The sequence below is a fragment of the Polaribacter sp. genome (assembly GCF_051251875.1).
Lineage (GTDB): Bacteria > Bacteroidota > Bacteroidia > Flavobacteriales > Flavobacteriaceae > Polaribacter.
Window position 1 is genome coordinate 87,193 of the sequence record NZ_JBPOGL010000008.1, and the last position, 21,982, is coordinate 109,174.

At 31.5% G+C, this 21,982-nt stretch carries 13 protein-coding genes; all 13 read right to left on the reverse strand.

Going from position 1 to position 21,982, the window contains the following annotated elements:
- Positions 1–2: 2 nt before the first annotated feature.
- The 13 genes from ACSHW5_RS05825 to ACSHW5_RS05885 all read right to left on the reverse strand — a co-directional run bounded on the left by ACSHW5_RS05825 (position 3) and on the right by ACSHW5_RS05885 (position 21,911).
- The gene (locus ACSHW5_RS05825; protein ID WP_435675173.1) at positions 3–3,116 is read right to left on the reverse strand and encodes a SusC/RagA family TonB-linked outer membrane protein; all 3,114 of its coding nucleotides are present in this window, start codon (positions 3,114–3,116) and stop codon (positions 3–5) included.
- A gap of 393 nt (positions 3,117–3,509) precedes the next feature.
- Positions 3,510–4,895, reverse strand: coding sequence for a sulfatase (locus ACSHW5_RS05830; protein ID WP_435675174.1), 1,386 nt, complete (start codon positions 4,893–4,895; stop codon positions 3,510–3,512).
- A gap of 7 nt (positions 4,896–4,902) precedes the next feature.
- On the reverse strand, positions 4,903–6,525 hold the full coding sequence (locus ACSHW5_RS05835; protein WP_435675175.1) for a T9SS type A sorting domain-containing protein: 1,623 nt from the start codon (positions 6,523–6,525) through the stop codon (positions 4,903–4,905).
- Between the two features lie 28 nt (positions 6,526–6,553).
- Positions 6,554–8,377 (reverse strand): alpha-1,3-galactosidase-related protein, encoded by a 1,824-nt coding sequence (locus tag ACSHW5_RS05840; RefSeq protein ID WP_435675176.1) that lies wholly within the window; start codon positions 8,375–8,377, stop codon positions 6,554–6,556.
- 151 nt (positions 8,378–8,528) lie between these two features.
- Entirely contained in the window at positions 8,529–10,631 is a 2,103-nt protein-coding gene (locus tag ACSHW5_RS05845) for a glycoside hydrolase family 127 protein (RefSeq protein ID WP_435675177.1), read from the reverse strand.
- Between the two features lie 13 nt (positions 10,632–10,644).
- On the reverse strand, positions 10,645–13,875 hold the full coding sequence (locus tag ACSHW5_RS05850) for a glycoside hydrolase family 2 TIM barrel-domain containing protein (protein WP_435675178.1): 3,231 nt from the start codon (positions 13,873–13,875) through the stop codon (positions 10,645–10,647).
- 178 nt (positions 13,876–14,053) lie between these two features.
- Complete coding sequence (locus ACSHW5_RS05855) at positions 14,054–15,562, reverse strand: sulfatase family protein (RefSeq protein WP_435675179.1); 1,509 nt, start codon at positions 15,560–15,562, stop codon at positions 14,054–14,056.
- A gap of 23 nt (positions 15,563–15,585) precedes the next feature.
- The gene (locus tag ACSHW5_RS05860) at positions 15,586–16,359 is read right to left on the reverse strand and encodes a sulfatase-like hydrolase/transferase (RefSeq protein WP_435675180.1); all 774 of its coding nucleotides are present in this window, start codon (positions 16,357–16,359) and stop codon (positions 15,586–15,588) included.
- Positions 16,360–16,412: 53 nt separating this feature from the next.
- Positions 16,413–17,057 (reverse strand): sulfatase-like hydrolase/transferase, encoded by a 645-nt coding sequence (locus ACSHW5_RS05865; RefSeq protein ID WP_435675181.1) that lies wholly within the window; start codon positions 17,055–17,057, stop codon positions 16,413–16,415.
- Positions 17,058–17,123: 66 nt separating this feature from the next.
- Positions 17,124–19,808: a hypothetical protein gene (locus tag ACSHW5_RS05870; RefSeq protein WP_435675182.1), complete on the reverse strand. Its 2,685-nt coding sequence runs from the start codon at positions 19,806–19,808 to the stop codon at positions 17,124–17,126.
- 181 nt (positions 19,809–19,989) lie between these two features.
- Positions 19,990–21,411: a sulfatase gene (locus ACSHW5_RS05875; protein WP_435675183.1), complete on the reverse strand. Its 1,422-nt coding sequence runs from the start codon at positions 21,409–21,411 to the stop codon at positions 19,990–19,992.
- A 92-nt stretch (positions 21,412–21,503) separates the two neighbouring features.
- Complete coding sequence (locus ACSHW5_RS05880; protein ID WP_435675184.1) at positions 21,504–21,674, reverse strand: hypothetical protein; 171 nt, start codon at positions 21,672–21,674, stop codon at positions 21,504–21,506.
- Positions 21,675–21,752: 78 nt separating this feature from the next.
- Positions 21,753–21,911 (reverse strand): hypothetical protein, encoded by a 159-nt coding sequence (locus ACSHW5_RS05885; protein ID WP_435675185.1) that lies wholly within the window; start codon positions 21,909–21,911, stop codon positions 21,753–21,755.
- Positions 21,912–21,982: the final 71 nt, after the last annotated feature.

Here is a 21,982-nt window from a genome sequence, read left to right on the forward strand (position 1 = left end):
TTTTAAAAATTAATATTTAAACCGAAACTATATATTGCTGCAAGTGGGTATCTTGAATTATCAATACCTCTTCTGGCAACATTGTTTGAGCCCACTTCTGGGTCATATCCTGAATATTTTGTAAACGTAAGTGCATTTTGTGCTGTTAAAAACAGTCTAAACTTATCTAAACCTAGCTTAGTAGCAGTTTCTTTTGATAAAGAATACCCTAGAGAAATTTGTTTTAATCTTAAATAATCTCCGTTTTCTAACCAATAATCTGTAAGCCCACTGTAATTATAATGATCTCCTGCATCACCTCTAAAAATTGGTATTTGAGAGGTTGGGTTATTAGGTGTCCACATATTTGTTAAATCTTGATGACGCTCATAATTATAAGAAGCAGCTTTATTACCATTTAAAACCTCTGCCCCCACAGTACCGTACCAATTCATAGATAAATCAAAATCTGCAAGACTCCAGTTTAAATTAAAACCATATTCAAAGTCTGGTAAACCACTACCTTTATACACTCTGTCTGCGTTGTTAATTTTTCCATCATTATTTGTATCTACATAAATTAAATCTCCTTTTTCTGCATCTTCTCTACCTTCAAGTAGTTTGTATGCAGCAAGTTGCTCATCTGTTTGTACAACGCCATTTGTTTCATACAAAAAGAAAGCCCCAGCTTCATGACCCACAGCTATAAACGAAACTGTTGCCTGAGCTGTTTCGTTTACCAACCTTACATTATTATTTGGTGTAATAGTTACCCCATCTTGCATTTTTGTAATCTTGTTGCTATTGGTAGTAAATGTTGCCCCTAATTTTAGTTTGCTTTTACCAACATTGCCTTTATAATTAGTAGCAAACTCAAACCCTTGATTTACCATATCACCAATATTTAAAACTAAAAGATTGTCATAATAAGCACCTGCAGAACCAGGTAGTGTTACAGGAAATAACATGTCTCTTTTTTGAGTATTATAATAATCTGCTGTAACTGTAATTTTATTTCTTAAAAAAGATAGATCTATCCCAATATTGTTAGATATTGATGTTTCCCATTTTACGTCTGCATTTGCATAAGATAATATTGTAGTTCCAAATAATTCTCCATTATCATTTTCATCAAAAACATAATCTCCAAAAGGAGCAATAGTACTTGCGTATTCATAATCAGCAAAACTATCGTTACCAACCGTACCGTGACTTAATCTTAACTTAAAGTTATTGATTGTAGCTTTCATTGGTTTCCAAAAATTCTCATCAGAAATATTCCAAGCAGCAGATAAAGAAGGAAAAACACCCCATCTGTATTCAGAACCAAATCTAGAAGAACCATCGTATCTTGCTAATGCAGATAATAAGTATTTTCCTTTATAGTTGTATTGTACTCTTGCTATTGTACCAACTGTTTTTTTATTGTAATTATCGCTAGTTCCATTAATATCTGGATTATAGCCACTATTTACTAATTGATTAACTGTACCACCATCTAAAACAAGTAAGTTATTATTAGAAACTCCTTGAATAGAAGCATCAAATGATTGAAAACTATCTTCTTCTAAAGCTAATGCCGCTGTTGCAGAAACAGTATGTTTGCCAAATTTCTTTTTATAATTTAAACTACCATCCCAACTAAATTTATTGGTTCTAGAAGCAATAGCAATTACACCACTTTTAGTTTCATCAGTAATATCTTCATCATTTTCTAAATCATATAAAGTAAAACTTGGTTTAAAAATATTTCTTATTTCATTTGTAACAGAAACTCCCATTCTTGTGATAAAATTAAAAGAATCGGATAGTTTTCTATTTACACTTAAACTAGCATTTATACGATCTTTATTACTTTCATCTTGTCTCCTAAGAGCTTGATTTAAAGCTACAGAAGGAGTCCTAACACCTCCATTAGTACTACCATCTACAGATTCTTCATTAGGGTCTATTGCAGGAAAATAAGGTCTATATCTACCGGCTTGAACAATCAAGCCATCACTAGACCTTTTTCTTTTTTCTATAGTAAAAGCTAAACTACCATCTATTTTCCAGTTTTCTGTATTATAACTTGTAGTTGCTCTACCATTATATCTTTTAAAATTTGAATTTATAATTGAACCATCTTGATCAAATAAACTTCCTACAAGATTATAGGTTATTTTTTCTGCTCCTCCAGATACACTAAAACTGTAATTTTTTACCTCTGCAGATTTATTTAAAACATAGTCATCAAATTTATTGTCATTATTAATCCATTCTGGAAAACGTACAACTAATGGTTCAAAATTAATACTTGTATATGCATTTCTATTTACCTCATAAAACAATTGACTTTCTGTATTCATTAAAGGAGTTGCTTCGTCTCCAATAGCCTGTAAACCATAAGTATAATTAATATCTATACTCATTTTACCAGCTTTACCTTGTTTTGTGGTTATTAAAACAACACCTGCAGCACCTCTTGCACCATATACTGCAGTAGATGCAGCATCTTTTAGAATATCTATACTTTCTATTTCATTAGGACTTAAACCTGGATCTCCTATTTGAGGAATACCATTTACTACAAAAAGTGGTGTATTAGAACCTATTAAAGAAGTAACTCCTCTAATTTGGATACTAGCTGCTTCACCAGGTTCTCCAGAACTAGCCGTAACATTAACACCCGCAACTTGCCCTTGCAATGCAGAACCTATGTCTGGGGTTATAAACTGTTCTATATCATCTGTTACAACTCTATTTACCGCTCCTGTAAGTTCTTTTTTCTTAACGGTTCCATAACCTACAACAATTATTTCTTCTAAAGATTCTGTATCAGAATCTAAAGAAACTCTTAATTGTGTTGTAGTAATTTTCACATCCTTACTTTGCATACCTAAATAGGCAAAAACTAAAGTTTCTCCAATTTTTGCCTTAATGCTAAAATTACCATCAAAATCTGTACTAGATCCTCTTGTTGTTCCTTTTATAAGCACAGACACGCCTGGTAAAGGTGTATTGTCTGCACTATCTACAACAGTACCTTTTATTGTAGTTCTTTGTGCACTAGCATCAAAACTACAAAACAATAAAGCAAATAAACTGAGTAAGCTATATTGTAAAATCTTGTTTTTTATTAAAAATTTTAATTTCATTGGTTGATTTTTATTCGTTTATATTTAAATTTAGTTTTGGGTGGTTGGGTATTTTTAAATGTATTCTGTATTCATAAATTAAACTGTTTATTTTATTTGTTTTGTGAATTTATTCCACTTTTTTTTTACTTCTATAAAGTTGATATTTTTGTTATGTTTCTTTGTAGATTGTAGTAAATTAAATGTGTCTCGTAGTAAATTCATACACAAAACAACCTTAAACACTTGAATTTAAGAACATTACAATACGAAAATTTTTTTATTTAAATTTATGTTAATTCCTTAAAACAACATAATTACAACGAATATTGAATAAAAAATAGCCCAAAAACAACAAAAGGCAGCAACCTAAAGTTACTACCTTTTTATATTCTTAATAGAGGTAAATTGTTTCTAGAAATTTGGAACCGCTTCTTTTTCCCAATTTGCAATATTGGTTTTTAAGGTTTCTTCAATTTGCAACCCAGTTCCTATTAAATCGTTTTGTTCACTAATATCTTTTGCAACATTAAATAATTGAAATTTCCCTGAATGGTATTTCACCAACTTCCAATCTCCATCAATTACCGATGCGTATTGATCTTCATAACTTCTAAAGAAATACAATTGTCTTTTTGCAAACTCTTTTCCTTGTAAAATGGGTAGTAAGCTTTTACCTTGAATCCAGGCATCTTCCCCTTTTTTACCTGAAGCAATTTCAAGTATCGTTGGATATAAATCGATTGATTGTACCGGTATTGATGTTTCCGTTCCTGGTTTTGTTACTCCTGGGTAATCTATGGTTAACAAAACCCTAGAACCACCTTCTCCTAAAGTATTTCCTCCTTTTTTACCACCACTTAAAGGAGCATTTGTGTAAGCACCACCTTGATCAGAAATTAAAATAATAATGGTATTGTCTGCAATTCCTTTATCTTTTAAAGCTTGTCTTACTTGTCCTACAGAATTGTCTAACACTTCTACCATAGCACCGTGTTGTGCATATTTACCCTTCATTCCTTTGGCTTCGTATTTTTTAATTAAATCTTTTCTACCAATAGAAGGCCCGTGCACTGTGTAGTACCAAAAAGACAACATAAACGGATCTTTTTTATCGTAATTTTGAATAAATTTAGTAGCATGATTGGTTAAAACTTCAGTTAAATAATCTCCTTTTTTTACACCCGATTTTAAAAACCCTTTTGGATCTTCTTCTGGCTTAAAGAATGGGAAATAATAGTTTTTTGGATGTCCTGCATTTGTAGTTCCATACACTTCATCAAAACCTTGTTTTTCTGGGTAATTTGCGGGATGACCTAAATGCCATTTCCCTATAAATGCATTGTAATATCCGTATTCTTTTAATCGTTCTGCATAGGTAACTTCCTCTAAAGGTAAGTAATTAATAGAAGGCATTTGAACCGGGTCATTTGGCCATAAGCTATATTTTTCTTTGTCTGGATCTCCAGCAATATGACGTACCATTTCTAGACGAACAGCTTCTTTACCTGTTAAAATAGAGGCTCTACTTGGGCTACAAGTAGGTGTAGGAATGTAAGCTCTATTAAAATTTAAACTTTCTTTTTTTAATTGATCTATGTTTGGCGTTTCAAAAAGAGGGTTTCTAAAACCAACATCTGCCCAACCCCAATCATCAACAAATAATAAAACAATATTTGGTTTTTTAGCCGTTGTTGTATTTACAGAATCATTTTTTACTTCTTTACTTTTACAAGCAAAAGCTGTAATTATAATCACAAGTAAAAAAAATACACTTCTTTGATTTTTTAATGTACGCATTGTAAAATTATTTAATTATTATTTTTTTTGTAATTGTTTTTTTGTCAGCTTTAAAATGGATAATGTACATTCCATTAACCAGTTTACCAACATTCACCGTAGTATTGTTCTTAAAATAAGGCACTTCTTTTACCAATTGCCCAACTATATTGTAAATTTTAAGGCTTCCATTAAAAGGACTCTCAATTTTTAAATCTCTTAAATTTTCTTGCTGATAGACAACAATATTCGAATCTTTTATAAAATCGTTAACATCTAAAACTATTGCTTCTGTAGAGGTTTGTAGTGGGTTTGGAGTATTTTTATCTTCGTTCTTTATCCAAATTGGTGGGCCATCAATATCACAACCTTCAAAATCATTTTCTCCTCCATCTGTAATTAAACCATCTGCTCTCACTTCTGTTGAAAAACCAGCATGCGTTACGTTGTCTAGTACAACTTTATATCTTCCACTTGGGTTTCCCAAAGAAACATAATCTTCTAAGGCTAAATAATAAATGGGTGCTAATGATGGTGATTGATAAGATTCTTCATCAGGATTTATTTCTTCTAAATTGATGTAACCTCTTAAAGCACAAGGCACATGCCTTAAACGTGCCGCTCTTACTTGTGCAAGTATGCCATAAGTAGCATTAACATTTGCAATGACAGATTCTTCAGAAAAAGTACCTGAACTATGACCATTTATTGGATTTCCATTTTCATCTGCTTGCCCTTTTGATGCTGATAAAAAACCAAAATTTATGGAGACAACAGCCTCGCAACTTTCACCAGAAATATCTCTAACATCTACCACGCCTTGGGTTATAGTATGAGGAGATAACATTACTGCATGTGCACCATTTTTACACGAAATATTTCTTGCATAAATATTATTAAGAACAAGTGTTTTATCGGTAAGATACATATCTGCAAGACCCTGAAAGCCAGATTCTAAACGCAAAGTAACTCCTCCTTCTCCAGATAAATTTCTAAATAAGATATCTTGTGCAACTTGATTTTGAGTTAAACCATATCCATAATGTGCATTCTTTATATCAAGGTTTTCGATGATGCCAAATGTTGGAAATTTTGCTGGTGAATCACCAACAGCACCTGAAGAAATTCCATTGAATTTTGTATAATTATCTAAAATTAAAAAATCTGCCAATTTAAAGTTGGTACAATTTCCTAATTGAAAAGCTCTAATATCTTTTGTAGGTTGTAAATCTGAAAAATCGAAAGTAAATTTTTCTCCATTTGTACTGGTAAAACTCCAATTGCTAACATTTTCAAAATTATTATCATAACCTGCTCTAAATAATGCATTTCTTGGTAAGGATTTAAAAGTTACCTCTGGATGAACGCGAATATGTACACCCGTTTTCATGTGAATTTGCTCTAAAGTATAAGTCCCTTCATTTATCGTTAAAACACCTCCACCAGAAGCAGATAAATTATCAATCATTCCTTGAAGTGCCGCTGTAGAAGAATTTCCGCTAGGAAAACTCATTTGGTTTGCAGTATTGATTATTGGATTGTAAAAATAACTATCCGCAGGAAGCACTCTATCCATTGGGTTTTGTGCAAATACAAGACTGGTGCAAACAAAATAAAACCAAAATAAAAATCTCTTTTTTGATGCGTTCATTTAAATATATATTGATTTTAATTCTTGATTAATTTATTAATCCTTTATTCTTTTTAATCTTAACCTTGCTATTATTATCTTTTATTGCTGATGTAATAGAGAAATTGAACTTTTTATATTGATTTTTTTCAATGATTACATCTTCACAAAACTCTAAATCTATGGCTGGTAATACAGAACCTGTAGGATAATCGGTACTTATTTCAATGATATTATCAGAAACATTTAAACCTTTTACAGACATAGCAAACACTAAATGTCCATTAAAACTTTTAATTACATTGTTGGTAAAATTAATATTCTGATGAAATTTCTGATCTCCTAATTTTTGTTCTGAAGTAAATAAAGGTGAAGCTATTAATGGATAAGAAATACCGTTTCCGTAGCCAATGTTTTCAAAAGTATTATTTCTAATAGTAATATCTTGTACGCCTCCAGACTCATACCATTTGTTATTGTCTCCCTCAATTAAAATACCATGCATTTGTGATGAGAAATAGTTGTTTTCAATAAGTACTTTTCCTTTTGTAGTAATCAACGCACTTCTTGCTCTGTTTTCTCTGATAATGTTTTTATTCATGTAAAGGTCCGGATACCAAGTAAGGTTTTCTAATGAAAGTTTTCCTTCTGGCATTTTAGTCGGAACCTCATTAACCGTAATTAACATTCTTCTTTCATTTAAAATCTTTACTTTTTTAATTTTAGTTTTAAAAATTGGTAGAATCGTTTCTCTAGAAATCATCATAACTTCATCGCCCTTTTCACCAAACAAAAATCCCCATTGTTGCACATGACTTGTTTCGCATAAAAAGGTATTTTTACCCAAGTATTTTTCTACTTTTACATAAGCTCCATGCACGTTTATACCATCATCTAACATATGTTCTAACAAACAATTTTCTAAGGTAATGCTTCCTTTACAACCTAAAAAATGAGTAGCATCTGCTCTTGTAGAAATTGTTCTATCTTCTCTAGAAGTAACAATAAATGTATCTAAAGAAATGTTTTCGCATCTTTCTGCTATTAATGCCATTCCTCCTGCTGCTAAAACAGTTATATTATTTAAAGTGTTGTCTATAGAGTTAGATAAATGAATGGCGGGCACAAATCTATTTGCTCCCGGACTTTTGCCATAAGTTGCAAATACGGTACCGACTGGTGGCGTTACTTTTGTATAATTTGTAAACTTTGCGGTCTTATTATCAATTTTTATAATTTTAGCTGTTGTCTTAGGCTGAGGCTTTAAAAAATAGTTTTTAGTTTGCCAAATAGGTGATTTTGTAGCTGGATCGAAAGCCATATTCTGACCTATTTCATCTTGCCAATCGTAATGATTAAACAAAATCTGATTGTTATTCACTTCAAAACCAAATTTTTCATTGGCAACCTCAACTATAAAAGAATTTTCTTCTTTATTATTTTCAGTAACCGTTAATTCATTTACAAAAGATTTTTCCCAATCTATCGTAAAGTTTTTTAATGTTGTATTTCTAGATCCTTCAACAGTAATTGGTACAATTTTACCATGAAACATAAATGTAGATCCGTTTCCGTCTAAGGTAAAATCATCGAAATTATAAATAGGAAAAGCTATTTTCTTTAAACTATTATCATGGTTTGTAACCGCTCTATAAGTTTCAAATGCATTCTCTGGATAAAACTCATATTGTCCTTTTGGAAAAAATAGTGTTACATTTTTTTTACCTTCTAAAGAATTTAGTAGTTGATATACTTCTAAGGTAACATCTTTGCCTGGTTTTATTCCGTAATCTGCAACATTTACGGTTTTATTTTGAGCACATGCATTAAATACGAAAAGCAATACTGTAACAAAAGCGAAAAATTTTTTCATAAACATATAATTATCTAAGGTAAACCTAAGAACATTATACGGCTATGCTGTATTTCTGAGTATAAAGTATGTATTTACAAGTTTAAGAAACTATAAAGCCTCTTATAACCCTATATTTTGTACAAGATTTACAACAAAAGATTAAAAATTATTATTTCCAAATTATTGGCATAAATACAGTCATTTCACTTGTACCTCTATTGCTCCAAGCATAATACGGTATAAAAGTAGCGTCGTATTTTTTAAAATTTTGTGTTTCTAAAGTTCTGTACATTTTAGTATCATTATCAGATGTTAATAAAACAGTCCCTTTTAAAGTTGTTAGTCCTCCTAAAAAATCAACTTCTTTTTTTGTAGTTAACTTTATATCCGAAGGAATATAAACGTCTAAAACATTTGTCTTTTTTGGTAAATCTGGTGTTTCTACACAATACACAACCGGACCTCTTTTTATTGCCGCTTGGTTTCTAACTTCTTCAATATTTCTATGTCCAACAACCAATTCTGACTTCATTGGCATCTGTAAAGAAATTACATCGCCTTTTTTCCATTTTCTATTGATGGTTACAAATGCGCCTTCTTTAAGTTTTTTATTTTCATTTTTTCCATTTATGGAAATTGAACTTTCTTTTGCCCATTCAGGAATTCTTAATAAAATATCAAACGCATCATTTTTACATGCATCAATTTTAATGGTTATTGCTCCATCCCAAGGGTAATCTGTTTTTTGGGTTAATTTAATTTCTGAGCCATCTATCAAATTTGTTGCTAATTTATTTCCTCCATATAAGTTTATGGCAAGTCCGTTATTTGTTAAGCTATAAGACCAAGTTGATAGTTTTGCAATGGTTCTTACTAAATTTGGCGGACAACAAAAACAAGGAATATATGGCACTCTTGTTGGGTAATCTGTTCCTCCCATTTTATGATCTGCAGTTCTTCTTAACGGGTTTGTATAGAAAAAATTGGTTCCTCCTAAATCAATGCCAGATAAAGCACTATTGTACATTACTGTTTCAATAATATCTGCATATTTAGATTCTCCTTTAATGCTCATCATTCTATAATTAAACATGGCGTTGCATAAATTTGCGCAAGTTTCATTGTAAGAATGCGCATTGTGCATTTCATAATCTATGGTAAATGCTTCATGTACAAAATCTCTGTGAGACGAACCTCCATCATGTTTTTGTCCACAAGCTCCCGTTATAAACATTTTCTGATTTACAATATTTCCCCACAAACGATCTAAAGCATCAATTAATGCTTGCTCTCCCGTTTCTGCATACACATCTGCTGCTCCTGCATAATAATACAATGCCAAAACCGCATGACCAACGGCTTCCTTAGATTTTCTTAACGGAATTCGTTCTTGCGTCATATCACCAATATTTCTGAAACGTACAGAAGAATCTGGTATCACTTTCGATTTACCTCGCATATTTATAAATATTTCTGCAAGCTCTAAATATCTTTTATCATTTGTAGTTCTGTACAATTCTACCAATCCCATAATTTGCACTTGATTAAAGCCAAATCTTGCTAATTCTTTTGGTTGAGGCTGAAAAACATCATACAAATTATTTGCATTTTTTATAGCGATATCTAAAAAATTTCGTTTACCTGTTAATCTATAATGTGTAAGTGCAGCAATATATAAATGACCACTGTTATACATTTCATGATATTTTCTTTCAGAAAAAACTTTTTTACCCGGAATTGTTACTTGAGTTTGTAAATACCCGTTTTCTAATTGTGCTTTGCCAATAATAGCTATATAATCATCTAATTCATCTAAAATTTTTTGATCTTTATTCATAGCATAGATGTATAAAGAAGCTTCCATCCATTTGTAAAAATCGCCATCATGCCAAAACATTCCTTCGTGTTTTCCTTCTTTTAAACCTGCAGCTATTTTAAAATTGTTTAAAGCAAAACCAGTATCTCCTGTTAACAATTTTCCCATACTTGGCACCATTACTTTTTCTGCCAACTCAAATTTATCTGCCCAAAAACCATCTGTCCAAACACAATCTCCAATATTTATGTTTTTAAAGGTAACATGTTTACTATTCGAATAATCGACACTTCCTGCAATTGGATTTTTAGAATCCGTAAAATTATCAGTGTTGTTAACTTCTGCTAATTGCCCTTTTATTTCTGATTTTAAAATTTTATTTTCATCATTAACTTTTGATGAACAAGAAGCTAAAACAATTGTAAAAATGATAAATAATATCGCTAGTTTTTTCATTGGATTATTTTGTTTAATTAAAGATAAATTCGAAATTATATTTTCCAGAAGGGATTATATATTTGGGTAAGGTTTCAGACAACGTTCCATTCACACTCATTTGAATTAAATGCAAATTCAATGTATAAAAACCTTGTTTTTTTAAATCAAAAGGATGTTTCGCTTCTTGAATATTTTTAGGCGAATAAGGCCATATTGAAAAACCAAACGATGGCGATCCTTCAATTTTTAAATGGCTCTTTTTATTCTCTGAAAGTTGCAACCATCTTACATCAGAACGGTTTCCGTTTTCTTGCGGAAAAATATAATCTGTAAATAAATCATCGGTATTAAAAGTAAATTCATCTACTTCTGTTCCTCGTTTTCTATCTATGTAGTTTTCCCAAGGTCCTTTTCCGTAAAAAGTAGTTTTTGTATTCGCTTTAGAAACTCCTAAAGTAACCCCGAATTTTACCAAACCTGGTAATTTTTTATCAGCATCTAACTCCATTTTTACCACAACTCTTCCATCACTTAAAAAATGATAATTCATCATTAATTTTACTTCATCTTTATATGATTTTTCAATTAAAACAGTAGTTTCATTGGTTTTATCAGAAATTACTTTAACCCATTTTGTCTCTAATTTATCATTTAAAAACTCCCAATATGCTCTCGACTTTCTAAAATCACCACTACTTGCACCACGTAAATCATTGTCTATTGGTGGTCTAAAAAAGTTTGGTTTTAAAGGTGATAAAATCTGTTCTTTTTCGTTTTTGATGAAAGAAATTAATGCTCCTGATTCTTTAGAAACTTTTGCTATGTATTTTTTTCCTGAAATTGTAATTTCCGAATTCGTTTCTTTTAATTGAAGCTTAGATTTTGATAAAGAACTATAACTTTCTTTTTGCGTTTTCTTTTTTAATAAGATTTGATCTTTAGCAATTTCAAACCCTTTTTCTGCCCAAAAAGCAGCTTCTTTTTCCTGCACAGAAATATGCAACCAATATTCATTTTCATCCTTAAAACGAACTTTTTTAAACGGAATTTTTAATTCTTCGGATGAATTTGATTTTACATCTACATTTTGTAAAAATCCAGATTGCAATTCTTTTCCGTTTTCGGACAACGTCCATTTTACATCATATTTATTTAAATTGGTTTCGTTTAAATGATTGATTGCCAAAACGGTTCCTTTTTCAATTTCAATATTTTTAAAATTAAAAGGTTGATGAATGTATTTTACTTCCCAAGCATGCGGATTTGGTTTTCCTTCAGGGGAAAAAACACCATTGATACAGAAATTTTTATCATTCGGATAATCCTCAAAATCACCTCCATAAGCATAAAAATCATTTCCTTTTTTGTCTTTTTTAACCAAACCTTGGTCTTTCATATCCCAAATAAAACCACCAATTAAATTCTTTTTCGAGTTAATTAAGTCCCAATATTCCCCCAAACCACCAATAGAATTCCCCATGGCATGTGCATATTCGCACATAATAATTGGCCTGTTAATATATTTACTTTCAGACATGGCTTTTAGCTGATACAACTCTGGATACATTCTACTTAAAACATCTACATAATTAGGATCATCAGGATTTGCATGTGCTGTTCCTCTAAATACTTTTTGCCCTTCTTCTCCTTCTTTATATTCGGGATGTGTTGGTTTTCCTTGCGCTCCTTCATAATGAATAAAACGAGAAACATCATAATCTTTTATCCAACCTGCAGCAGCAGCAAAAGCTGGTCCTGTTCCTGCTTCATTACCCATAGACCAAGAAATTATGGAAGGATGATTTTTATCTCTATCAACCATTCTCATAATTCTGCTTAAAATAGGAATCGCTAAACTTGGTTGTTGTGGCGCATAACTACCTAAATGATGGGTTTCTATATTTGCTTCGTCCATCACGTAAATTCCGTATCTATCACACAAATCATAGAAATACGGATCATTCGGATAATGAGAAGTTCTTACAGCGTTAAAATTGAATCTCTTCAACAGTTTTACATCGTCTTCTAAATCTTTTCTTGTTAATGCTTTTCCTCTAATTGGATGATGATCGTGACGATTTACACCTTTTATTTTTACTGGCTTTCCGTTGATTAATAATTCATTTTCAGTTGAAAAACCAATTTGTCTAAATCCAACTTTCTGACTTCTAGATTCTACTATTTTACCTGATGCATCTTTTACATCAAAAACCAAGGTATATAAATAAGGATTTTCAGACGACCATTTTATTGGGTTTTTAATGTTCGCTTCTAAAAATGCAAACTTTGTAATATCTCTTTGTGGCCATCTTTCAAAAAACACATCTTCAATATTACAAGACATTGCTTTTTCTAATACTTTTTGATGATCAGCATCATATAAATCAGCTGTAATTTCCCAATCTTTTAAGCTCTCTTCATTTCCTTTCATCCATAAATGAGGACGAACTTCTAACTGTGCATTTTCTAGTTTTTCATCGAACTTTGTTCTTACAAAAAAGTCATTTAACGCTATTTTTGGTTGTGATAAAAGCAAAACTTCTCTATGAATTCCGCTTAAACGCCACATATCTTGGTCTTCTAGATAACTCCCATCACTCCATCTAAAAACTTGCACAGCAACTCTATTTTTTCCTTCGGATAAATAGGCTGTAATATCAAATTCAGCAGCCAATCTACTTCCTTGGCTATAACCTACTTTTTTACCATTTACCCACACATAAAATGCCGATGAAACGCCGCCAAAATGTAAAATTACAGATTGATCTTTCCAATCTTTTGGAATTGTAAAATCTCTGTAATAACTCCCAACAGGATTGTCTCTATACTTTTCTATAAATGGAAACTGCGGCGGATGTGGTCCCATATAATTGAAATTCCTTTTCCCTCCATTTTTAATATCTGGCGTAAAAGGATAAATAATATTGGTGTAAATGGGTTGTCCAAAACCTTGCAATTCCCAGTTTGAAGGAACAAGAATATCACTCCAATTTTCACCTTTAAAATCTTTTTTGATGAAGTCTGTTGGTCTATCTTGTGATTTACCCACATAATTAAACTTCCACGTTCCGTTTAAAGATTGCATTCTAGATTTATCTCTATTTCCAATCAACGCATCTGCATGATGTGTATAGGAATAACTTGGCACTCGTGATCGAAGTTTGTTCTGCTCGAACATCAATTCGTTTTCCCAATCGTTTTGGGAGAAACAGAATTGAGAAATTAATACTAAAAAAAATACGATAGAGTACTTTAAATTCATTTTATAATTATTTTTACTTAATTACACATCTAACTCCAATTAAATTCATTACTATTTTACTGGTTAAAAACATGTTTTTTGAGAGAAGTCTTAATCCTATAAAGATAAATAGGATTCTTCAAAATGTTAAAAAACAATTTATCCAAACCCTACTCAATTTTACCTTAAAGAATTGTATTTATTCTGTAATATATTTCTGATTCATCTTTAAACCAGGTTCATCATATTCATTCATTTGCTTAAACAATTCTGTTTGCATCTTTTTTGCAATAGCAGCATATTCTTTATCGTAATAGAAGTTTATCAACTCATCTGGATCTTTCTGTAAATCGAATAAATATGGTTTTTCTTTTTTATCAATCACCAACTTATATCTATCAGTTACTGCTGCTGCCCACCATCCGCCAGACTTGGCGAAATAGGTAATCCGATCACTAGTAATTTCTTTTTTATTGTTTGTATAATCATCTGAAGTATCTAAACCTTGGAATTTAGCATCGGTTTTTACATTCATCAAACTTAAAATAGTTGGTGCAAAATCTACATTGGTATATGCTGTATTTAACACTTTTCCTGAAGGAATTTTCTTTGGATAACGAATTAAAAACGGAATTCTGGCAGATCCTTCATAAGGCACGCCTTTGTTACGTCTGTTATGTTCAAAAAACATATCCCCGTGATCAGACGTAAATACTACAATGGTATTTTCTGTTAGATTGTTGTCTTCTAAAAACTGAAGAATTCTACCAACACTATCATCAATATGACTTACCATACCAAAGTATTGCTTTAACGCATTTTTCTCTTTCGTAAATGCTTTTTTACCAATCGCTTCATTGTTGTCGTTTTTGTTTCCTCCACCTGCCCAAGCTGGTTTAATTGCAGTATATTTTGGCCCCATTGTTTTAGGAGCTTCAATTTTTAAATCTTTATACATGGTATTGTAAGGAGGTTTTGCATAATCTGGCGTGTGCGGATCTGGAATAGAAAGCATTAATGCAAAAGGTTTGTTTTTATCTCGCTCTAAAATTTCTAAGGTTTTATCTGTAAAGAATTCTGTTAAATGAATTACTTCTTCTTTTGGTAATTTAGCAGCATTATTTTCATTGATTCCTTTAAATTTTCCATTTTTTATATGAAAATAAGGTGCATGCCCACCTCGCATCATATACTGATTATCTTCAAAACCTGCTTTGTATTTAATTCCGAAAGTGTATTTTTCATGACCTGCCAAATGCCATTTCCCTACATAAGAAGTTGCATAACCTTGATCTCTTAAAATTGTAGCAAAAGTTGGAATATCTTCACTAATATGCATTCCGTTTTTTGGTGCTCCTGTAGCTCCTGGATGCAAACCTGTAACCAAAGAAGCTCTTGATGGCGTACAAACAGGTGCTGCACAATAATAACTTGTAGCAATCGCTCCTTCATTTCCTATTTTATCAATATTTGGTGTTTTAGAATTGTTTCCTTTTCCCCAAACAAAAGCTTGCTCTTCCGGTAATAACTTTTGATACGCACTTATGGTTCTAAAGTTATGTTCATCTGTATGAATGATGACTAAATTGGGTTTTTGAGCTGTTTTAGAAACAACATCTTTTTTACTTGTAACTGTTTTTTGACCAGTACAACTCACAAAAGAGATTGCACAAACCATAGAAAATACTAGTATTACTCTTAATTTCATTTCTTAAATTATTTTATTATTATTTAATAAGATACTGTTGCTGCTTTCGTTTTTCTTAATTCTTTAAATTTTGCAAGCATTGTTACAACCCTAGTTTTACACTTCGGATTATCAAGTAAATTTTTAGATTCATCTTCATTTAAATTATCTTTTAAATTGAATAAATGTGTTGGTGTTAACTTTGATAAAATAACTCCTTTACTTTTTACTTCTTTACTTGTTTTCCCTTTACTCCCTAAGTTCATTATCAACTTAAAATCGCCATCTCTAATTGCATAAGTTGGCCCTCCTGCAGATTGGTGCATTAAATATTGATGCGCTTTTCCATCTGATTTACCTAAAAAATATGGTAATAAATTCGCAGAATCAAAGACTTTGGTTTTATCTAGTTCTTGATTTGATAATGCTGCAACTGTCGCTACAATATCATGTCCAATAATTGGCTCATTAGATTCCGTATTAGGTGTTATTTTCCCTGGCCAACTTGCAAAAAACGGTACTCTATGTCCACCTTCAAAAATAGACCCTTTTTTACCTTCCATTCCATTACTAGCATCGTGTCCAGCTTTTATCATTCCTTTATCAAACCCTAATCCTCCATTATCCGAAGTAAAAATAAACAAGGTGTTTTCATACGCTCCAGATTTTTTTAAAGCTTCAACAATCATTCCTACTTGTAGGTCTAATTCATAAATCATATCTTCGTGATAACCTGGTGTACTTCCTTTTACCTTTTGATTATTAAAACTAACTGGTGGTGTATGCGGAATATGAACTGCTTGACTACAGTAATACATATAAAAAGGAATATCACTTTTTTGTCTTTCAATATATTTTACAGCTTTATCCGCTAAAATGAATCCAACATCTGCAGGATTCCAATTAGAATCTCCAATACCACACCTCTTGTTTTGTGTTTTTTAGCATACGCATAACCTGTTTGAACAGCATCCAAATCTTTTAAAACTGAATTCGGTTTTAATTTCATCCATTTTTGATTCTCATAAAAAGCATAAGGTTCATTTTGTAATCCTTCAGGTAATTCTAGCGCATAATCAAATCCGTATGTTAATGCACCTGCATTTTCTTCAGAGAAATCTACTTTCGTCCCTTTTTCTTTTATCCAAGAACCCCCTAAACCCCATTTACCAAAGAAAGCAGTTGTATAACCTCCACTTTTTGCAATTCTTGCAACTGTTGTAAAATTATTAGAATCAATTAGCGCATCTGCATCTGGAGTCCAAACGCCAAAAGATCTTTTATTTCTATACGTATAATTCCCTGTTAACATAGAAAACCGTGTGGGTGCACATAATGGTGCTGGCGAATGTGCATCTGAAAAACGCATCGATTCTTTTGCTATTTTATCTAAATTAGGAGTTGGCACAACAGGAGTTTTACCCGTTCTAATTTTGCTATAATAACCAATATCTCCCATGCCAATATCATCTGCCATAATAACAACAATATTGGGTTTCTTTTCTTGCCCATTCATTTGAATACTATAAATGAAACAAAAAATGATAAAAAATTTAAAACTAAATACTTTCATAATTCTCTTTTAATAAGTGATATCAATAAAACGTAATGAACCCCCAGGAACCGTAGTTTTAATTAATTTTTGGTGTATTTTTAATTCTTCTTTACTTAAAACATCCATCGCTCTTTTAGGTTGTTTTGTTTGAAAAAGGATCGTTACTTCTCTTTTTTGTGGATCTAAATACCCTGGATCTACCAAAATAATTCTTGCATGATTTTCATCTAATTTAAGCACACTCCAAGAAGCTCCTTTTACCACAATTGCCAAGTTTTTTTCACCTTTAGAAACCGTGCTTTTTATTATTACACCAAATTGATTGGCAGGAATTTTTTTATCACCATTAACACCAACTTTTCCATTGGAAACAAAATAAGGTTTGCCTTGTTTTTCAACCATGGATTTTGATTCAATTGGAGCAATAGGAACCATTCCATGAGGCATTTCTGGCATATAACTTAACCAACGATATTTTACACCCAAAGCTGCGTTTGAATAGTCATATTCTGGAATGTTAGTTCCTGCCCAATGCATTTGTCCGACAGAAAAAATAGCATTGTCATCATCCTTTTTGTATTGTTTTAAATTATGATGATTATCAACAGAATGAATTAAATGTTCATCCACTTCTTTTATCAAATGCCAAGAACCAATTGAAAGTATATCTTCTTTATCAACAATTGGCAAAACTCCAGATTTCATTAAGGCAAACAACACGTTTAATCCAGGTTCTTCTGTAAAATTATTGTTTGCTACAATTCCGTAACGCGCACCATAAGCAGCCATGATAACGCCTTGTCTTAAATAAGGAGATATTGAATTTTGTCCTCCAGGAGATAATGGTCTCCAACTTGTTGGATTGTCGTCAATCAAACGCATTGCAAAATCATTTACATATCCTCCAGAATGCATTCCTACTCGTCCTGCTAAATTTAAATCTTGAATACGATTGCTTGTATCTTCCGATGCTGGAACCAAAATATCGCTATATTTTCCCGAGAAAAACATCTCTTTCCAAAGTGGTAAATGCGAAGTTGCCGCCCAAAACATATTTTTATATCTGAAATATAATTTAGCTTTATTATTTTTTCTGATGGCTTTTGCCAAACGAGGCAAATATGCATTTACAAAATGTTGTACTCTTGGATCATCTACATTATCCATTTCTGCATACACAAAACCATAGCAAGTAGTTGGTGCAACTTCTAAGATTTGTTCTAAAGTTTCTATTTGAATGTAAAAAGGGTCGTTTCCATGACCTGCCCAAAATGTAAAAGGCTGACCTTCTTTTTCATATTTTCTAGCCATTTGCACAATGTCTTCTCTAGAATCTTGGTATTTGCCTCGTTTGTCTTTTTTTAATGCGTCTTTACCTATAATTTTCACTAAATAAGCACGATCTGTGCTTTCTTTAGGTGCTTTCTGAATTACGAATTTAATATCTTGTCCATCTAGTTTATTTACTTTCTCATCAACTTCTTTAGAAGTAATCATTACCCAATCTTTGTCTGATTTTTGTTGATATGTAGGCGTTTTAAAATTTAAAGTTTGTTGGTATAATGTATTTAAGTTTTGTTCAACTTCTAACATTCTACCTTGTTTTTTCTGATTGGCATTCCACCATTTATTTTTACTTACATCATAAAAATAAACCCCATTTCCTCCATCAACTTCTCCTGCAGCTATTAATTGATTTGATTTTGAATCAAAAACAAAATCGCTATAAACCATGCCTCCATATCTTTTCCCTGAAGTATCAATTAGTTTCCCCTTTGCATCCAACACAAACAAAATACCTCCATGTTGAAACATAATTTCTTTTCTGTTTGATAAAAATGTTCCTTGTGAATGACCGTAACGTTGAGATTCTTTTTTTGTCGCTTTAAACTTTGCCAAGACATTAAAATCTGAATCTAAAGCCGTCATAAAAGGTGTGAAAGAAATATCTGCAAAAAACAAAACATCGTCTTTTTTATCGTTGTTGATATCAGAAATGGTGATATCAGTTACCATGGCTTTTCGTAAATCTTGTAATCTTTTATCATTATAAGTAACATTTTTAATTACTTCTTTGCTTTCAGCATCTAGAAAACCCATAAATTCCCAACGAAATTTATCATGATTATACGTCATTAAAAACAATGATTGTTTCTCTGAATCAATAAAATTTCCGGCTTCTATTTTTCGAACAACGCCTTCTATCTTTGTTTTCGAAACTAATTTTCCTTCATCATTTAACTCGTACAATGTATAATCATTTCCACCAGCAAAAACTTGAACCTTATCATCGTTATTTACCACTGCAATTTCAGAAAATCGGACTTTATGACCTGGATTGAATTTCCATAATAATTTACCTGAACTATCCCAACAGTAAATATTTCCATCGCCACTTGCGGCTAATAAATCGTCATTTTTATCATTATTTACATCAACTGTATTTATTTCGAAAAGAACAGCAGGTTTGTCTGTTTTAGCTTCCCATATTTTTTTTCCTTCAATAGTATATGCAGAAATAGTACCTGCTAATTCAGAAAAATAAAGTACTGTTTTTCCGTTTACATTTGCAGTAACAGCATTTCTGATTCCATTGCCTTCTGTATGAAAATTCTGAGCAAACAATATATTTCCTGTAAATAAAATTACAGTCGTGAGCACCGATTGTATCCATTTTGAGGAACAAAAACAAGAAGTTTTTTTGATATCCATTTTTTGTATTTTAATTTCTTCAAAGATCAAATACATATTCACTAAATATGTGTGATTGCGTAAAAGAAATGTATTTGTGAATTTATATTCAAAATTTAGACTGCTAAAAACAGAAAAGGCTTAACTCCTCTTTGAAATTAAACCTTTTGTATTTTAAAAATTATTTGTTTTAAAACGGAATTTACATTCCTTTATTTTTCCTTTTGAAAGCTGCTTTTTCAACGTCATAATTCGGATTTTCTGTCATCATTTGTGCACCAACAGCAATTCTCCATTCTTTTAAATTTTGAAGTAAATTCGTTGCTATTTCAGGTTGATTTATAGCCAGATTATTCGTTTCGTTTGGATCTACTGAAAGGTCGTATAATTCTAATTTTCCATCTTCAAAAAATTCAATTAATTTAAAATTTTCTTTACGAATAGCTCCATAAGGTTTGGTTCTATGATAATGAGGATAATGCCAATAAAAAGTGTCTCTATCTAATTTTTTTGAAGTTCCATTGAGCAAAGGAAGCATGCTTATTCCATCTTTATGATCATTTGGACGTAATGGTAAATTAGCAACATCTAAGAATGTTGGATAAAAATCTGTTCCAAGAACTACCTCATCACTTACAGAACCTGCTTTTGTTTTTCCTGGCCATTTTACAAGTAAAGGTTCTCTAACGCCACCTTCATGTGAAAAACCTTTATAACCTTTTAAACCTCCAGTTGTCTCATCAAAATTACCACCATTATCTCCAGTAAGCACAATAATTGTGTTTTCTGAAACCCCTAATTCCTCTAACTTTTTAACAAGTCTCCCCACACTATTGTCTAATGCTTCCACCATTCCTGCTCTTTTAGGATTGATGTATTCATTTTTTGAATTGGTTAAATTTGTAGCTTTTTCTTTATATTTTTCTTCTAAATTAGGCGGGCACATAATAGGCCCGTGCACTGTGTAATAAGAGAAATACAATAGAAAAGGGTTCTTTTTATTTGTAGTATCTATAAAATGAAGCGCAGCATCTGTTAACTTATCCGTTAAAAAATCTCCAGGCTTACCATCATCTAAATTAGGCATTTCAAAAGGAGAAAAGTATTTCCCTTTTCCTTTGGGTTGTCCCCATTCTTTTCCGCCAACATTAATGTCAAATCCGTGATTGGTTGGGTAATGTTCTTCAAAATCAGGCTGATTAGAAGGCATTAAATGCCATTTTCCAAAAAAAGCTGTTGCATACCCTCCTTCTTTTAATGCTTCTGGTAAGGTAGTTAATTGATGTTCAATTCGTGTATTCCAATCAGGAACCGACAACTTTGCATTTGGAAACTCGTGTCCTGTAATCCAATCTGTAAGATGGGTTCTTGCAGGATATTGTCCTGTTAAAATAGCGCCTCTAGAAGGCGAACAAACTGTGGCAGCTGCATACGCATTGTTAAATAACATACCCTGACTTGCTAATTTATCTATGTTTGGCGTTTCATTAAATTTAGCACCATAACAGCCAAAATCTGCAAAACCTAAATCATCAACCAATAAAAAGACAATATTGGGTTTTTCTTGACTAAAGCCAATTATTGTAAACAAAAATAAAATTGAGAATATTATATGTTTTTTCATTTAAATAATAATTAAATATTGAATTGACAATTACTTTTTATACTCCAAAATAGCATATTTCTCTAGAATAATATAGGTGTATTAAATTTTATTTATTCGTCTTTTATTTTATGCAGCATATACTTATCAAAAGCCTTTCCATCAAAAGGAACAATTACAATTTTACTTCCACGGTTATCTTTTGGTCTGTCTTTTCCTTTATTTACATCAATTACTGAAAATAAAAAATGCGTTGGATGCCCATTTTCAACATAAAAAGTCATTCGCTGAACTATTGCCCAATCATTTACAGTTCCGTTTGTGTTTTTAAAAATATCTGCACCTTTTTTAAAAGCGATTCCTCAACTTTTCCAATTATGAATTCCATTTGGTGCATCAAAATGAATAAATTGTTCTTCTCCAGTCTCTAAATTTATTGCCATTACAGATCCTGTTATAGGTAACAAACATGCTGCCAAAACACCTGTTGCTCCTTTTTTAAAAAAATCTCTTCTTTTCATAATAATCAAGTTTCTGTTTACACTTCATCAATATTAGGAGAATATAGAAGGTTTATTGTTTTTGTGGATAC

Bases quoted from the DNA above. Each gene is read 5' to 3' on its own strand.
- ACSHW5_RS05825 (WP_435675173.1), bottom strand. From the start codon at position 3,116: ATGAAATTAAAATTTTTAATAAAAAACAAGATTTTACAATATAGCTTA.
- ACSHW5_RS05830 (WP_435675174.1), bottom strand. From the start codon at position 4,895: ATGCGTACATTAAAAAATCAAAGAAGTGTATTTTTTTTACTTGTGATT.
- ACSHW5_RS05835 (WP_435675175.1), bottom strand. From the start codon at position 6,525: ATGAACGCATCAAAAAAGAGATTTTTATTTTGGTTTTATTTTGTTTGC.
- ACSHW5_RS05840 (WP_435675176.1), bottom strand. From the start codon at position 8,377: ATGAAAAAATTTTTCGCTTTTGTTACAGTATTGCTTTTCGTATTTAAT.
- ACSHW5_RS05845 (WP_435675177.1), bottom strand. From the start codon at position 10,631: ATGAAAAAACTAGCGATATTATTTATCATTTTTACAATTGTTTTAGCT.
- ACSHW5_RS05850 (WP_435675178.1), bottom strand. From the start codon at position 13,875: ATGAATTTAAAGTACTCTATCGTATTTTTTTTAGTATTAATTTCTCAA.
- ACSHW5_RS05855 (WP_435675179.1), bottom strand. From the start codon at position 15,562: ATGAAATTAAGAGTAATACTAGTATTTTCTATGGTTTGTGCAATCTCT.
- ACSHW5_RS05860 (WP_435675180.1), bottom strand. From the start codon at position 16,359: ATGTATTACTGTAGTCAAGCAGTTCATATTCCGCATACACCACCAGTT.
- ACSHW5_RS05865 (WP_435675181.1), bottom strand. From the start codon at position 17,057: ATGAATGGGCAAGAAAAGAAACCCAATATTGTTGTTATTATGGCAGAT.
- ACSHW5_RS05870 (WP_435675182.1), bottom strand. From the start codon at position 19,808: ATGGATATCAAAAAAACTTCTTGTTTTTGTTCCTCAAAATGGATACAA.
- ACSHW5_RS05875 (WP_435675183.1), bottom strand. From the start codon at position 21,411: ATGAAAAAACATATAATATTCTCAATTTTATTTTTGTTTACAATAATT.
- ACSHW5_RS05880 (WP_435675184.1), bottom strand. From the start codon at position 21,674: ATGACTTTTTATGTTGAAAATGGGCATCCAACGCATTTTTTATTTTCA.
- ACSHW5_RS05885 (WP_435675185.1), bottom strand. From the start codon at position 21,911: ATGAAAAGAAGAGATTTTTTTAAAAAAGGAGCAACAGGTGTTTTGGCA.